The sequence below is a fragment of the Marinitoga piezophila KA3 genome (genome assembly GCF_000255135.1).
Classification (GTDB): domain Bacteria; phylum Thermotogota; class Thermotogae; order Petrotogales; family Petrotogaceae; genus Marinitoga; species Marinitoga piezophila.
Window position 1 is genome coordinate 1,675,385 of record NC_016751.1, and the last position, 16,501, is coordinate 1,691,885.

Sequence of the window (16,501 nt, forward strand, 5' to 3'; positions counted from 1 at the left end):
TATGGCAGATAAAAAAATTCAATTTAATTTACTAAATCAGGATGATTTAAAAAATATCAAACACATAATAATGGTAATGAGTGGTAAAGGTGGAGTTGGAAAATCTACAATAGCTGTAAATTTAGCTGTAGCCCTTTCTCTCGAAGGAAGAAAGGTTGGATTAATGGATATTGACATGCATGGTCCAAACGTAATGAGAATGCTTGGTGGAACAGAAAAAGATCATCCATACCAGGTTGGAGAAAAGATTTTACCGCCAGAAGTAAATGGAATAAAAGTTATATCAGTTTCTCAATTTGTACCGGAATCAGGAAAACCAATAGTATGGAGAGGTCCGATAAAAACAGGAACTATAAAACAATTCTTTAACGATATTGAATGGGAAGACTTAGATTATCTCGTTATTGATGCACCTCCCGGAACAGGTGATGAACCATTAACAGTAATGCAGATGTTAAAAAGATTTGATGGTGCAATTATAGTAACAACACCTTCTGAAGTATCAAAAGATGATGTTGAAAGAGCAATTAATTTCTTTACAGTAATGAACAAAAAAGTATTGGGACTTGTTGAAAATATGGCATACTTTGAATGTCCAAATTGCCATACAAAGCACTACATATTTGGTAAAAACGGTGCAAAAAGTCTGGCAGAAAAATATAATCTTCCAATTTTAGCAGAAATACCAATTAGTGAAGAAATAAGAACAAATATGGATAACGGAAAGCCTGCAGCATACTTTGGAAAACCAGAACATGTAGCTCCATATGTTCAATTAGCTAAAAAGGTAATTGCTGAAGTGGAAAAGGATGAAGAAAAATGAGCAAGTTAAAAACTATGTCCATGGAATGGACTGGTGAAGAATTCATATTAATAGATCAAAGATATTTACCATTAGAAGAAAAATATGTAACCTGTAAAACATATGAAGAAGTTGCAAAATCAATTAAAGATATGGTTGTTAGAGGTGCTCCTGCAATAGGAGCCTCTGCAGCCTTTGGATATGTTCTTGGCGTAAAAGAATTTATAGGTAAGCCAGAATTTGAAGAAAAAATGAAAGAGGTTAAAAAAACACTTGCCAACACACGACCTACAGCGGTAAACCTTTTCTGGGCTCTTGAAAGAATGGAAAAAAGACTAAATGAAATAAAAAATGAAGAAAATATTGTTGAATTAATTGAAAAAGAAGCTCTTGATATTGCATTTGAAGATATAGAAGCCAATAAAACAATGGGGAGATTTGGTGGCGAGTTATTAAATGATGGAGATACCGTTTTAACCCATTGTAATACAGGCTCCCTTGCTACAGTAGATTATGGAACGGCACTTGGAGTAATCAGAGGCGCAAGGGATATGGGAAAAGATATAAAGGTATATGCTGATGAAACAAGACCATATCTACAGGGTGCAAGACTTACAGTATGGGAGTTATATAAAGACGGATTTGATGTAACATTAATTTCCGATAATATGGCCGGTTGGGTAATGAAACAGGGAAAAATAAATGCTGTAATTGTTGGTGCAGATAGAATTGCTGCAAATGGAGATACTGCAAACAAAATAGGAACATATTCAGTTGCAGTGCTTGCAAAAGAGCATGGAATCCCATTTTATGTGGCAGCACCATTATCTACAATAGACCTTGATACACCAACAGGAAATGAAATTCCAATTGAAGAAAGATCACACGATGAAGTTAGGTATTGTCATAAATCAAAAATGGTTCCTGAAGAAATAAAAGTTTATAATCCTGCTTTTGATGTTACACCAAACGAATTAATTACAGCGATTATTACAGAAAAAGGCGTTGTAAGACCACCATATAATGAAAATTTGAAAAAACTCTTTGAAAAATAAAACAATTTATGATATAATATTGCGTTGTATCGGGGGCGAAACGGTTTCGACGGGGGTAGAGTAAGTCGGAAAGCGAGCCGTGGAAGACTGTAACCACGTAAAACAATCGGTCAAAAAGAGAATTGCCGAAGAAAATTACGCATTAGCTGCTTAATATAATATAACGCAGCCGTCCTTCTAACCGTTGGGGCCGAGCGGTTAGCAAGGGCGTCATAAAATTGGCCCTTACCTGAAATCCATTCTCCCGGGATTTCGGGGACAATTCAGGGAGATAGTCTGGCGTTAGCCTGCCTGTGGGCGAACGCCAGGCGAAAGCAAAACACAGGCTGCGCTCGGAGACGTCCGGCTTACTCTACTTTCGGACGCGGGTTCGACTCCCGCCGCCTCCACCAAAATCAAATAAAAAAATCGTGCGGAAAACCGCACGATTTTTTTATTTGAATAAATTAATATCTGATTCATATTGGAATTTATCTATTTTATTTGTAGAAAAAAATGCCTGAAATTTTTGTGTACTTTTGTTTTCTTCAGAAATAGAAAAACCAACAAAACAATTAAAAGTTTCAAATTTATTTTCAAATGATATTCCAATATTTAAAAATAAATCTTCAACGAGTTTGACAGAATATACAGAATATGAATATAATAAATCAAAATGACTTATTTTTAATCCTCCGTATAATGAATAAAAATCTTCTTTTCTTCCAATTATAATAGAAAACATATTCATAATATTATCGTTCTCCACAAAATCTTCATAACCAATTGCAATATTAAGCGGAATATTAAAAAGAGTATATTTGCTACCATATAAAAAATAAGTTATTTGATAAGTATCGCTATCATTATTAGAAAGAATTATTCCGCCTTCTATTTTTTTATCAAATTCATAATAAAGTTTTATAATCGCTGATTGAGTTGATAATCCATATGCCAAACGAAAAGAAGATTCTTCAATAAATGGCTCGTGAAAATCTATAAATATTCCAAATGAAATAATATAAAACAATTTTATTATAATTACAAATAAGATAATTCTTTTCATTGGATCACACTCGCTTTAATATTATGTATAAAGCACCTATAAATTAATTAAAAAACCAGTTCTAACTTTGAAAGAATTTTCCATCCATTTAACTCCTGTTAAAATCTCAACATTGTTTTCATTATTTATAAAGAGTTTTTTATTAAAATGAATAAAAATCATAGGATGTAAATCAAAAAGCGGTATATCTTCTTCATAAAAAAAAGGTTTTGAAAATTCTACAGTAATATAATTTTCATAATTAAGTTTAAAGGAAAAAGTACCATAACCTGTATAAATAGGTTCATATTCTTTCATTATTTCTAAAGTATTATAATTAACATCATAAATTTTTCTTATTTCCAGTCCAAGAGAAAAAATAGTATTTTCAAGCTCTGTTCCAATATTAATATTTATATATTTTGAATTATGGCGATGAAAAAAAGTATATGCATTATAACTCATTAAACTTACAATAAAATTACCAAAATCAGCAGAAAAATCAAAATAACCTCCCAGTGTTATTAAAAGGTCAATAGGTAACTCAAATATATTTTGAAAGTCTTTTTTTATATAGATGCCATTTTCATTTGGAAGATTAAAATCTTCAATTGAAAATCCAAATCGAAAATAATAATCATCATTGCTTTCCCAGGAAAATTTATCCAGGAGAATAAATACATATGTATTTTTTTTATATGAAGAAACTCTAAAAGGAGATGGAACTTTAGAAAAAAAAGCCACAATGTTGATAGATATTAAAATCATAAAAATGATAATAAACTTTTTTTTCATTTTATTCTCCCCTTCCTGAAGAATATTTAATTTTAGAATTTTTATAAAAAATATTCGTCGAATAAACTTCAAGTAAATTATAGCATAACATATTATATAAAAAGATTTATATACAAACAAAATAAGCCGAAAGCCTCATTTTGTTTTGATATGGTATAATTGAAGCGGAGGTGGAACGATGAGAACATTTTGTACGTCAGGACCAGTTGATAAGAAAACATGTTATTATGTTGAAAGACCGGATATAATGGCAGAAGCGCTTGATCATATAGAAAACTGGAGATATTTTACAGTATCTGCACCAAGACAGAGTGGAAAAACCACATTGTTGATGGATATTGTAGAAAAAGTAAAAGAGAAATATTTGCCAATATTTATATCATTTGAAAGTTTTGGAAGAATAAAAACAGAAGAGATGTTTATAAAAAACTTCAATAAAAAGGTTAAGAATTTTTTTAAGTTTAATATGGATATAGATTTTGAACCAAAAAAAATATCAGCTATAAGTGAATTAGATGAGTATATAATGGACATAAATAAAAAGTTTGGAAAAGATGTAATTTTAATGATAGATGAATTTGAAAGGTTAAACGAAACATTAATGAATGAATTTCTACACGTAATAAGAGAAATATATCATTCAAGACATGGATATAAACTCAGAAGTGTAATATTAATCAGTGTAAGTTATTTAAGCGGAGTATTGGAAGACAATGCAAGTCCATTTAACATAGCAGAACATATGGAAGTACCATACTTTACAAAAGAACAGGTATATGATTTATTAAGCCAACATGAAAAAGAAACAGGGCAAATATTCGATGAAAAAGTAAAAGAATTAATATGGCATAACGCAGCAGGGCAACCTGGACTAACCAATGGTCTTGCATATGATTTAGTTACTAAAAAAGCTCCTGGTGAAAAGATTATAACAGTGGAGCATTTTGAAAAGACACTTGAAGATTATATGTATGTCTATATTGATAAAAATATAGCCAATATATTGCATAAAGCAGAAAAAGAAAAGGAATTAATAATGAAAATACTATTTGAGCCTGGAAAAGTAAAATTTTCAATATACGATAAAAGAATAAATTTTCTATATCAACACGGAGTAATAGATAATTGTGGAGGTAAATGCTGTGTAAGAGTACCATTATACTACAAAGCGTTATATACAAGATTTATGCCGGAAATAAACGGAGAAAAAAACTATATGGCAACAATAAATGATACAATAAAGCCATACATAAAAAAAGACGGAAGTCTTGATTTAAATAAATTACTCGAAAGATATACAGAATATATCAAATTAAGAGGAGCGATAATGTTTAAAGGAAGGAATTATTATGAAGGAGTATATCAATATAACTTAGACCAATTCTTAAGCTTATATGTAGAAGCAGCAGAAGGAAAGGTATATCCAGAAACACAGGTAGGAGGAGGAAGGATAGATTTATTAATAAATCTAAATAATAGAGAATATCTAATAGAAATAAAAGCAAATCTAACAGGAAATGAATATGAAAAATCGAAAAAGCAATTAGTGGAATATTTAAAAAGAAGTGGCTTAAAAGAAGGCTGGCTTGTGATATATTCAGAAGCAATAGAAGATTTCAAACATGAAATAGAAGAAATAGATGGAGTAAAAATCAATGTGTGGTTTATAAAAACGAACTTTGAAAGTCCATCGAAAGTGAATTAAGATAATTCAATAAAAATAATCCTTCCAGAATTTCTGGAAGGGTTATTTTAAAAACCTCTCAATAATCTCATCAATCAAAGCTCTTTCATCATCTTCAAAAGAGTAATAACCAAGAGCAACACGCTTATAGCCTAAACCATATTTAAGAGCAAAATCACGAACCTTACCTTTTGGATAAGGAGTAATGGGCCATTTAATATCGTATCGAACACAATTTCTTAAAAACATATCAAAAACTTTCATTTCCTCATCACTGAGCTTAAAATAATTAAAAACAAATTCCTTAAAGTTCTTTGGTTTCTTAAAAAGCTCAGTGATGAGTTTTTTTCTTGCTAAATAAAATGGTGAAATATTATATTCCGAATCTTCAACATCTTCAGAATTCAATAATCTTCTTTCAACTTTCTTCAAATTAAAATCACTCATCATAACATTAAAAAAATACATCTTCTCATAATTAGCAGAAAAGAATTTAATGATTTTATCTTTATTACCTTCAAAAATCAATTTCAAAATATGACTCTTTGTAAAAAATGGTTTTTCTATTAATGCTGTATATGTTGAGAAGAATAATAGGGGGATTTTTGTTTCTTTTTTGTTTTTTAATTTTTCTATAGAATGATTAAACAATTTTTTTTGATGTAATTTATACAATTCATTTTTTATAGCATAAGGTTTTCTGGAAGTATAATTTACTTTTCTTGAATTTATGATTTTTAGTAAGCTTTTTGAATTTATAATTCCTTTTTTTATTTTTAAATCAGCATATTTTAAAATATATTTTTTTAATTCGTCGGTTATATTATAAGTTGATGCAGTAAAGTCATGGATAAAATGAAAAAATTTCTTTTTTATTTTAACCTTATTGTTCTTATTTAATTTAATAACGATATTTGACATATCAAATATCGTTATATCGTTATTAAGATATTTTGCCTCAAAAATCGTATCAAACCAGTTATATATTTTAGATAAATCCTCAAAATAATAACCAATATAATACTCTAATAAATCAGCAGCAATCAAAGCTTTCTTTTTATCTACTTTTCTTATCCACCATGCAGCACCATTTAAACCATTACACATCATTGTAGGATGAGGAAAATCTTTTGCAAGATTATATCCTTCTATAAATAATTCATATGCTTTATAGTATTCTTCCCTTTTGATAAAAATTCTTGCATTAGAATATAAAAAAACTGCTTTATCTAAATCATTTTCAACATAGTTTTCTGAATAGACTTTAAAATTATCAATTATATTATAGGTTTTATTAAGCAAATTTAATCCAGGGAGTATTAAACATCTTGCATATACCGGTATATTACTTAGACGTTTTTTTAAAATTGCAAATTCCCTTTTTGCAATTTTATATTTTCCTGTTTTATAGTATAAGGAAATAAGTTCAAATCTTGCTAATTCTTTTAATATTGTTGTTGTTGTTGTTGTTGTTGTTGTTGTTGCAATAACTTTATTCGCATAAAATATTGCGGATTTCAAATCTTTTTTCCATTTTGATTTTAACAATAAAAAATAATATTGTACAGAAACATCTGATATGTTTAAACTCAAAAAATTAATTAGAGGATGGGAATAATAACCAAAATTTATAATATCAATTATCGATTTTAGAGAAATTTCTTTTTTCATTAAAAACACCTCAAATAATTTGTAACTCTTTTTTTACATCTATTTTTGTTATTTAATTCATAATAATTCTCAAAAAAAATAAATGTATTAGATTCTTATAATCGCTATAAAATTATTTTTTAGATTGTTACAATAAAATAACGAAAATGGATTAATAATAAAATTAACAAATGCAAATCCTAAAACATTGATAAAAAGAGGATTTTTATTTTAGAAAAAACACTTGAAAACCATGTTAGAATTGGTAAAATATTAGTGTCTTGAAAAATAAAACACATAAAAGGGGGGAAGGATTTAAAAAATGAAAAAAATAATAACCTTATTTGTTATTTTACTACTAATGTCAGCAAACATTGTTTTTGCTGGAGATAATGATGATGAATATAAAACAGATTCAATCAATCCTCAAATCCAAATTGAATTTTCTGAATAATAAATAATCTATTTCTATTTTTCTCTTTTTATATCTACGTAGATATTATATCAAAAATTTAGTGAAAAAGATTATCTGAAGGAAGCAATAACTTTGGAAATAGGAGTGTGAGTTATGAAACTAAAAACAAAAAATAATATATTATTTGTATTAGAAATATTATTGAGAGTAGGATATGGAATAGCAATTCCCTTATTACTAAAGTGGATAATAGATATGTCAATAAAAAGTCCTGAAAAGGCATTGTACGGAGCGTATATTTATTCAGCAATGGTGCTTATTGAGTTGATGTTATTGTTATATTTTGGAGTGAAGAATAGGCATATATGGCCACATTTTTATACTGAGAAAATAAAAAGTTTAATATTAAAGGGATTATATGATAAAAACAAAAAACATGAAAATGGAAAATTAATAAATATAATATTTGATGATTCATATAATGTAGTTGAACCAACACAGATATTCTTTGCAATGCTATATGCAAGATTAATAAAAACATTTATAGCTTTTGGAATAATCTGGTATATAGCCGGATTAAAATATTTTTTAATATCATTGATATATTTAGCAGTATTGGGAATAAATTCATATATTATTCATAAAATAAAGTATGACGAAATAAATAATGCATATAAAAATCTTATGGATCATTATCTGGATTTTATTTCTGGAAATAAGGTTATATACCAATATAATATATTTGATAGCTTCTATAAGTTAAAGGAAAAACATGAAATTAAGAATATAAAAGAGCAAATGAAATATTATATAAAATATGTTTTTGGAAATCTTTTAAATTCAATATCAACAGTAATATATAATGTAATGATGGTATATTTATTGGTAAATGATATAAAAACTGGAATTTTAACTCTTGGAACATATTTTATGATTTTCCAGTTTAAAGAAGATATAACAGATCCACCAGAAGTATTATATTTCTTATTAAACGAATTTAAAAAGATAAAAGTAAGTAGAGAAAAAGTTAAAGAAATAGAGGAAATTTCTACAGAAAATACTTATGAAATAATAGGAAATGATTATATAGAAAAACCTGAAATTGCAGTTGAAAAATTAAAATTTGGATATAATGGGAAGAATAAAATATTTGAAAATTTAAATTTTAAATTTTCAGGGCCAGGATTATATTTAATAAGAGGAAAAAGTGGAATAGAAAAAAGTACATTGATAAAAATTCTATTAAAATTTTTTGAGCCAGAATACGGAAATATATTAATAAATGGGAAAAATATAAAAGAGGTTAGTCCGGAATATCTGAAAAGAAATATAAAGGTTTTGATGCAGGATAGTTATCATATTAGAGGAACAATAAAAGAAAATATAGATTTTGGAAGAAATCATGAAGAAGAGAAAATAAAAGAAACAATGCGAAAAACGGGCTTAGAAGATTTAGATGTAAATTATACAATAGATTTTAACGGAGAAAATATTTCAGGAGGACAATTAAAACGTGTATTAATTGGGCGAACTATAATAGACGATTCTCAAATAGTAATTTTTGATGAACCATTTGTAAATATAGACAATAAAAATAAAGAATTAATAATTGAGATATTGGAAAAAATAAAAGAGAAGAAAATGTGTATAGTAATAACTCATGATCATATCCTTGATACTAAAGCTGACAAAATATTGGAGTTAGGGTGAGAAGTATGTGGAAAATTATAAAAAATGTTGGATATAAAAATCTGTTTCTCTTTTTTATTTCAGTAATATTTGGAGTATCAAGTATGATTTTTCAGGTAAAGGTTCCAATGCAAATAAAAGAAATACTGGATGGAGTAATTCAAAATAAAAATTTTGAATTAAATTTGATAATTATGCTATTTTTATATTATATATTATCAGAACTATCGGAATCAATTTCAAAGGTTTTATCTGTATATTCTCAACTTTTATCTGAAAAGGAATTAAGAAAAAGAATACTGAAAAATATTATAGAAAATAAGAGAGAAGATATATCTAAAAATGGAATAGGATATATACAGGCAATAATATTTACTGATATAGAAACATTTTTATCAATAATGAATCCAAGAATTGTTTTAAGTGTTTTGTCTATAATATATATAATATTATCAAGTTATATAATGTTCCAGATAAATAAGGTTTACACAGTAATTTTAATAGCCTATATAATAGTAGTATTTATGTATTTCAGAAAAGCCTGGGAAATAAATTCAAAAGGTTTTGAAAAATTAAGAAATGAAGAAAGGGAAATAAAAGCATATACAGAAAATTTATTGAAAGCCAGGGTTGATCTATATTTGTTTAATAAGATAAAACATTTTTTTGATGTTAAATTGAATAATAGGTTTGGAAGCTATACTCAAAAAGCAAAAAAAGCATATTCAATTAATCATAAATATATAAATATGTTTCCTGAATTTATTAGAAATACAGCATTCGTATTGATTTTAATAATATCAATTAATCAATTAATAAAGAGAGAAATAACCTTTGGAACCTTTCAGATGATAATGAGTTATTCAGGAACAATATTGATAATTGCATCGCAATTATCATTAATAACAGGTGAAATTTCAAAAGCATTGTCAACCAAAAAGATTTTACAGGAATATATAAGCATTCCAACTAAAAATGAAATAGAAAAAGTTACAGATATTTCACAAAAAAATGAAATAGAAAAGTTTAATGAAAGTATAAAATCATTGGAAATTGATAAAGCTGGTTATGGATATGAGGATAAAAAAATAATAGAAGGTTTAACGTTTAAAGCAAAATCAAATGAAGTGATTATATTAAAAGGAAAAAGCGGTAGTGGAAAAACTACATTTTTTGAGGTATTAGTGGGGAATCTTCCGTTGTTAGATGGTAAAATAAGAATTAATGGCAAAGAATTAAAAGAAAGTATATTAAACAAAACTGCATATATGAATCAAAATGATTATATATTTAAAGAAAGTATATATGAAAATATATCTCTTGGAAGAGATATAGATAAAAAAGAAGTGGAAAGGATTTTACAAATTTTAGATTTAAAAGATTTTGATTTAGATTATGAATTAGAAGAAAATGGGAAAAATATATCCGGGGGGCAAAAATCAAGAATATTACTTGCCAGAACATTAATATCTAAAGAAAAAGAAGTAATATTGCTTGATGAACCTTTAACCGGAGTTGATAAAAAAACAAAACAAAAAATATTGGATAGATTAAACGAGTTTTTTAAAAACAAAATAGCTATAATTTCTACACATGATGATGACATAACTAAATTGGGAAAGATTATTGATATTGAAAAATATTTAGCAGTAAATAGCAATGAAAAATGATATCAAATTTGATAAAATAAATCCCCGTGTAATTACACGGGGATTTATTTATGTTATGTGAATTATCCTTTTACTGAACCCTGAGTTAATCCACCTACAAGATATTTTTGCATGGAAAGGAATAGAATAACCATTGGAACTGCACCTAATAATGCTGCTGCTGTAAATAGACCCCATTCAGTTTCAAATGGACCTGATGAGAATGTTTGTAATCCGACAGCATATGTGAAGTTCTGTTCACTTGCAAGAACTATTCTTGCCATAACAAATTCATTGAATGTTCCCATAAATGATAATATAGTTACAACTGCTAAAATTGGTGATGCAAGAGGCAATACAATTAACCAGAAAGTCTGGAATCTTGTAGCGCCATCAATCATGGCAGATTCTTCAAGAGAATCTGGAATAGTATCGTAATACCCTTTTATAAGCCACATATTAAATGCAACACCACCAAGATAAACAAATATCAACCCTGATAACGTATCGAGACCTATAAATCCAAAATAATCACCCATGAATTTAAGGATTCCATATAATGCAACCATATACATAATTGCAGGGAACATTTGAATAAGCATTAAATATAATAACCCTTCTTTTCTTCCTTTAAATCTCATTCTACTAAATGGATAAGCTGCAACAGCTGTCATTAAAACTGTTAGTATTGCAGTAATTCCAGCCACGATTATAGAGTTCATGAGCCATCTTAAGAAAGGCTTTCTTTGCTTTGGATTCCATTTGTCAAGTAGATTATATATATTTCCATCTATTTTTCTTAAATCTGATTTTAAAGCCTTATATTTTACAGAATCAGAAAGGTCTGATACAATTCTTGAGGATCTTGAGAGATCAGCCTTTGCAGGACCGTATTTTGAGTTGTATATAGATGAAATTTGCATAATAGGCAAAATATCTGCTGTATATCCACCATAATTTAATTTTAAGTAATCATCAGAATTGTTTTTCAACTCTGCTAATTGTGATTCAAATTCTTCTATTATTTTATTAAATGAAACAAGACTTTTCTGGAATTTTTCATTGGCTTCTTCAATATTTTCTTTTAATGTGAAGATGTTTATATCCTTCTTATCTGGCTTGTAGTATTTAAATATTTTAGAATTTAATAACGTTGAAATAAATTGTGCTTCTTCATAATTATTAACATCAGCGTTTATAAATTCCTTTACCATTAATAATTCGCCATAATTCTTTAATTTATCAAATTTATCAAATTCAGTTTTAAGAGAATTGTATAAAGTGTTATATTCATTATTGTATTTTTCTAATTCAGTTTTTATCCTTGAATACTCGCTATCCAATGTTTCAGCTTCTTTTATATTCGTTGCTAAGGTTAAAACAAGATTTTCAAAGGTTTTTATTGTTGGATTAATAGCTTCAATTACACCTGTAATTGTTTTATATGCGGGATTTAAAAATTCCACATCTTTATTTGAATAAATTTTTACTGCATTATCATTTATCCATATGAAAGAACTGGCAAATGATTCAATGTAGGTTTTGTATTCTTTAAAATCATCGAATAATACAAAATTTTCATTTATTGTAGTAAATGCATTTGAAAGATATTTTGCATTATCCATTAATTTTTGCATTTCCAATGTATAAATCTTTTTTTCCTTTAAATTGTACTTTTTAAATATATCAACTGCCGAGGAAAGTTTTTCGCCATATGGAGCGTAGATTTCCAATAATGCATTTAAGTCACCATTTAATTTTAATATTTCTTTATTCTTTTCGCTAATTTTTGAAGATAATTCATTTGATTTTTTCTGTAAAGAACTAATTTTACTTTCATAATCTTTTAGTTTTGAAAGCTCATTACCGTATTTTTCATTTTCAAGAGTTGCAAAGTAATCATCAACTTGTTCAGCTGTTTTAGTAATATCCTTCCAATTTGCATATAGTGATTTTATAATCGCTGGTAATTTTTGTAATTCTGAATTATCAGGTTGTAACTTTTTCCATTTTTTATATACTCTTATGTTCCAGAGCGTATAGCCTGGTTTTAAGCCATATATTGTATCAAAAGTTTTAGATATATATGTTTTATTTTCTGGAGTTATAGAGATTTGGTTTAATATGGTTCTTGCTTCATCTCTAAGCTTCAAATATTCATTGATTTTAGTTTTTAAAGAGGATATATTTTCATTTATTTCTGATAAATCCATTCCCCTAACTAATTCTTTTTCAATTTCGGAAAGATTTTTTACTTCATTATTTCTTGCAGTATTAATGTCATTTAATATTTCATTTGAGTATTTTGAGTTAATATTAGTAAGGATATTTTCAAATCTTAAATTTATATCTTCGAAATATTGTTTTGTTTCTGATATATATGTTTCAAAATCAGAGATTTGTGTATTTAACTTTTCTCTGGCTTCATCAAATGAAAGAGAAGAATTTTCACCGATAAAATGTGCAGTACTGTTCATATCTTTTATTAATTCCGGAACAGTAGCTTTTGGGAACAATAAATCTCTATAATAATTAAATGTAATTCTTGATGAAAATAATTTTGGAGAAAATGCTGCATTATCTCGTCTTACAGATGTTGTAACAACCCAAACTAAAGGGAAAAGCACAATTATAGTGATTATAATAAGAAATATATGTCTTAATATATAATTTTTCTTCTGTATCATAGCCATTATCTGCTCACCTCTTCAAATGCACCGGATAATTTAAAGTTGAAATAACTAATACCGGATACTATAGCAAAGATTAATATTGAAATAGCACTTGCAAAACCAAAATCCTGACCTCGAGAACCTTCAAAAGCCAATTTATATGTATATGAGATGAGTATATCTGTTGAACCTGCAGGTGTTGTTGCTCCTGGCATTGCAGGGCCACCACCTGTTAACAAATATATATTAACAAAATTATTGAAATTAAATGCAAAACTGCTTACAAGTAAAGGTGTAAGGGAAACCATTAATAATGGTAAAGTAATCTTTTTAAATTGTGTCCAACGTGTTGCTCCGTCAATAGAAGCTGCTTCATAAAGTTCATCTGGAATACTCTGTAAAGCACCTAAGGTTATTGTCATCATATATGGAAATCCAAGCCATGTATTTACAATCAACACAGCTACCTTTGCCCAAAATGGGTCATTTAACCATTTTATAGGTTCCAGTCCCAACGTTGTAATAACAAATCTGTTTAATATACCATATGTTTCATTGAAAAAGCCGTTTCTCCATATTAATACAGAAATAAATGCCGGAACTGCCCAGGGTATTATTAAAAGAGTTCTATATAATATTCTACCTTTCATATTTTTATCATTAAGCATTAAAGCCAGAATCATACCTATAATAAAACTAAACAACACGCTTAAAGCTGCATAAGTAAATGTCCAACCAAAGATTTTAAGAAATGGACCGGAAATCTTTGGGTCATCTTTTATACGCTTGAATTGATATGCTCCCACAAAATGCGAATAACCTATAAGTCTTTCTAATTTTCCGTTCTCATTATAATCCCAGAAAGCACCATCTTTTTCTACTAATTCCCTATTGGTTCTGGTATTAAATATAATAGTTTTGTATGTTTTTTTATTATTTTTGTATATAGGTTTGACTCTTAATTCATATATTCTATACGATTCATTAAATTTCTTATATATGTATCTCGAAGACAGTCTGTAACTTTTTCCTTCTGGTGTTTTTAATTCAAGAGCTCCTATATACTTTTGCCTGAGAACAGAATTATAAAACGCGGCATTTTTGAAAGTTTCTCTGTCTATAGGTGAATAAAAATATACATATTTCTTTCCAGAATCCGTTTCAAATCCTATAATTTCTTCGGCCTTTTTTTCTAAAGGCAATTCTTTGAAGGTTTCGTCTATAGCGATTCTTGTGAATGCTGTATAAATTTCGCCATTAATATTTGCTTTTAATTTATCCTTAGAAATTTCATATAATTCTGAAACTGCTAATTTGGTATTTCCCTTTGCATCTGTTTTTATTTCAGAAGGTTTTTGTGCTAAAAGTAATTTATCATCGTTATATAAAAGTATTAAAAAATCTTCTGTTGGTTTAAAATCTTTCATAACAACAAATACTTTAAAATTAAAATTTTCACCATTTTGTGGTTCATATAAATAATTTGGATCTTCCAATAAAATTTGAATAGCCTGATCTCTTGTAAATAAATGTCCTGTTCCATAATTGGTAAAAGCAGTTTTTACTGTGTAATAAATAGGGTATACTGTTAAAATAAATAGGAAAAACATTGCAGGTAAGGTATAACGATATGGGTATCCTTTTTTTGAAAATATTGCAATATTTGCGAGTATAGTAAATGCTGCAATAACAACTGCCAGACCGTAATTTCCCAATCCAGATAAAATAAATATAGTCCAGATTAATCCGGCATTTAGAAGTGCGATAAATGAGTACAACAATGCCTTGCCGATGAATTTCATGGTGTCCCTCCCTTAAAATAAGTAAATTTTTTATATATTTCCTTTTAAACGTTGATACTTAATAATTATAACATAAAAATAGCTATTTTACCATACTTTTTACAAAGAAATATGTTATAATATAGAAAAAATTAAGTGTGGTGATATTATGGAATATATGGTGTTATGTTCAATAGGTTTGGAAAAAATTCTCTCAAATGAATTGAAAAAAATGGGATATAAATTAAAAAATGCAAATAATGGAATTGTTGAATTTTATGGTAAAGAATATGATTATTATAAATTAAATATTTTATTGCGTACTGCAGAAAGAGTTATGATTAAAATAGGAGAATTTTATGCAGAAACGTTTGACGAATTATTTGATGGAATTTTGGATATTGATTTAAAACAGTATTTACCAAAAAATGGAAAAATAATTATTGACAAGGTAAGAAGCTCAAAATCAAAGTTATATAATAAATCAACAATTCAATCAATTGTAAAAAAATCAATAATTGAAAATTTAAAAAAAGGATATAAAATAAACACGTATAATGAAGAAAAAGGCGTATATAAAATAAGGGTATATATAAAAAACAATAAAGTAACCTTGGCGCTCGATACTTCAGGAGATGGCTTGCACAAAAGGGGATATAGAAAATATGTGAGCGAAGCGCCATTGAGAGAAACAATTGCAGCGGCGATGATATTAAAAAGTGGATGGAAAAGAAGATATCCTTTAATAGATCCATTTTGTGGTTCCGGAACAATTCCTATTGAAGGTGTATTGTATGGTTTAAATATTCCGCCGGGAATTTATAGAGATTTTTCATTTAATGACTGGTATAATTTTAATTCAAATCTTTTTGATGGAATGAAAAAAGAGTTATTAAAAGAAATTGATTATAATAAAGAGTTAAAAATATATGGTTATGACAAAGCATATAAAATGATAGAAATTGCCAGAAAAAATGCTGGAAATTTTGATATAAATAAATATATAACCTTTGTAAAAGCAAATATGGAAAGTATAAATCTTGATTATAAAGAAGGACATATAATTACAAATCCGCCGTATGGCGATAGATTAAAGGATAAAGATCATGCAGAAAAAATCTATGAACAGATGAGATATTTAAAAAGAAAATATCCTGATTTTAAATATACTATCATTACTTCACATGAAGAATTTGAAGATTTTTTTGGAAGTAAAGCAAAGAATAAAAAGAAAATAATAAATGGAAATCACGAGGCGTATATATATTATTTTGAAGGGGTATAA

General features: G+C 27.4%; 11 protein-coding genes and 1 other RNA gene. 7 read left to right on the plus strand and 5 right to left on the minus strand.

The window, feature by feature from the left end; genetic code table 11:
* Position 1 precedes the first annotated feature (1 nt).
* The 3 genes from MARPI_RS07915 to ssrA all read left to right on the plus strand — a co-directional run bounded on the left by MARPI_RS07915 (position 2) and on the right by ssrA (position 2,249).
* Positions 2–823: an Mrp/NBP35 family ATP-binding protein gene (locus MARPI_RS07915; RefSeq protein ID WP_014297070.1), complete on the plus strand. Its 822-nt coding sequence runs from the start codon at positions 2–4 to the stop codon at positions 821–823.
* The gene (mtnA, locus tag MARPI_RS07920) at positions 820–1,857 is read left to right on the plus strand and encodes an S-methyl-5-thioribose-1-phosphate isomerase (protein ID WP_014297071.1); all 1,038 of its coding nucleotides are present in this window, start codon (positions 820–822) and stop codon (positions 1,855–1,857) included. The genes MARPI_RS07915 and mtnA overlap by 4 nt, the downstream gene beginning before the upstream one ends.
* Positions 1,858–1,888: 31 nt before the next feature.
* Positions 1,889–2,249, plus strand: a transfer-messenger RNA (tmRNA) gene (gene ssrA / locus MARPI_RS10960).
* A 41-nt stretch (positions 2,250–2,290) separates the two neighbouring features.
* Here ssrA and MARPI_RS07925 read toward each other — a convergent pair.
* Both MARPI_RS07925 and MARPI_RS07930 read right to left on the minus strand, forming a co-directional pair.
* Complete coding sequence (locus MARPI_RS07925) at positions 2,291–2,902, minus strand: hypothetical protein (RefSeq protein ID WP_014297072.1); 612 nt, start codon at positions 2,900–2,902, stop codon at positions 2,291–2,293.
* Between the two features lie 36 nt (positions 2,903–2,938).
* The gene (locus MARPI_RS07930) at positions 2,939–3,676 is read right to left on the minus strand and encodes a hypothetical protein (RefSeq protein WP_014297073.1); all 738 of its coding nucleotides are present in this window, start codon (positions 3,674–3,676) and stop codon (positions 2,939–2,941) included.
* 178 nt (positions 3,677–3,854) lie between these two features.
* Here MARPI_RS07930 and MARPI_RS07935 point away from each other — a divergent pair, with 178 nt between their 5' ends.
* Entirely contained in the window at positions 3,855–5,381 is a 1,527-nt protein-coding gene (locus MARPI_RS07935) for an AAA-like domain-containing protein (RefSeq protein WP_014297074.1), read from the plus strand.
* A gap of 42 nt (positions 5,382–5,423) precedes the next feature.
* On the opposite strand, the gene MARPI_RS07940 is transcribed toward MARPI_RS07935, so the two are convergent.
* Entirely contained in the window at positions 5,424–7,031 is a 1,608-nt protein-coding gene (locus tag MARPI_RS07940) for a hypothetical protein (RefSeq protein WP_014297075.1), read from the minus strand.
* A 547-nt stretch (positions 7,032–7,578) separates the two neighbouring features.
* Between MARPI_RS07940 and MARPI_RS07945 the strand changes: the two genes are divergently transcribed.
* Positions 7,579–9,135: an ATP-binding cassette domain-containing protein gene (locus MARPI_RS07945; RefSeq protein ID WP_014297077.1), complete on the plus strand. Its 1,557-nt coding sequence runs from the start codon at positions 7,579–7,581 to the stop codon at positions 9,133–9,135.
* A 5-nt stretch (positions 9,136–9,140) separates the two neighbouring features.
* Positions 9,141–10,784 carry an ATP-binding cassette domain-containing protein gene (locus MARPI_RS07950; protein WP_041638577.1) on the plus strand — a complete coding sequence of 548 codons (1,644 nt, stop codon included), beginning with the start codon at positions 9,141–9,143 and terminating at the stop codon, positions 10,782–10,784.
* 62 nt (positions 10,785–10,846) lie between these two features.
* On the opposite strand, the gene MARPI_RS07955 is transcribed toward MARPI_RS07950, so the two are convergent.
* Together MARPI_RS07955 and MARPI_RS07960 are read right to left on the minus strand one after the other, a co-directional pair.
* A complete protein-coding gene (locus MARPI_RS07955) occupies positions 10,847–13,456 on the minus strand; it encodes a sugar ABC transporter permease (RefSeq protein ID WP_014297079.1) in 2,610 nt (869 codons plus the stop codon).
* Positions 13,456–15,237 carry an ABC transporter permease subunit gene (locus MARPI_RS07960; RefSeq protein WP_014297080.1) on the minus strand — a complete coding sequence of 594 codons (1,782 nt, stop codon included), beginning with the start codon at positions 15,235–15,237 and terminating at the stop codon, positions 13,456–13,458. The genes MARPI_RS07955 and MARPI_RS07960 overlap by 1 nt, the downstream gene beginning before the upstream one ends.
* Positions 15,238–15,385: 148 nt before the next feature.
* Here MARPI_RS07960 and MARPI_RS07965 point away from each other — a divergent pair, with 148 nt between their 5' ends.
* Positions 15,386–16,501 carry a THUMP domain-containing class I SAM-dependent RNA methyltransferase gene (locus tag MARPI_RS07965; protein WP_014297081.1) on the plus strand — a complete coding sequence of 372 codons (1,116 nt, stop codon included), beginning with the start codon at positions 15,386–15,388 and terminating at the stop codon, positions 16,499–16,501.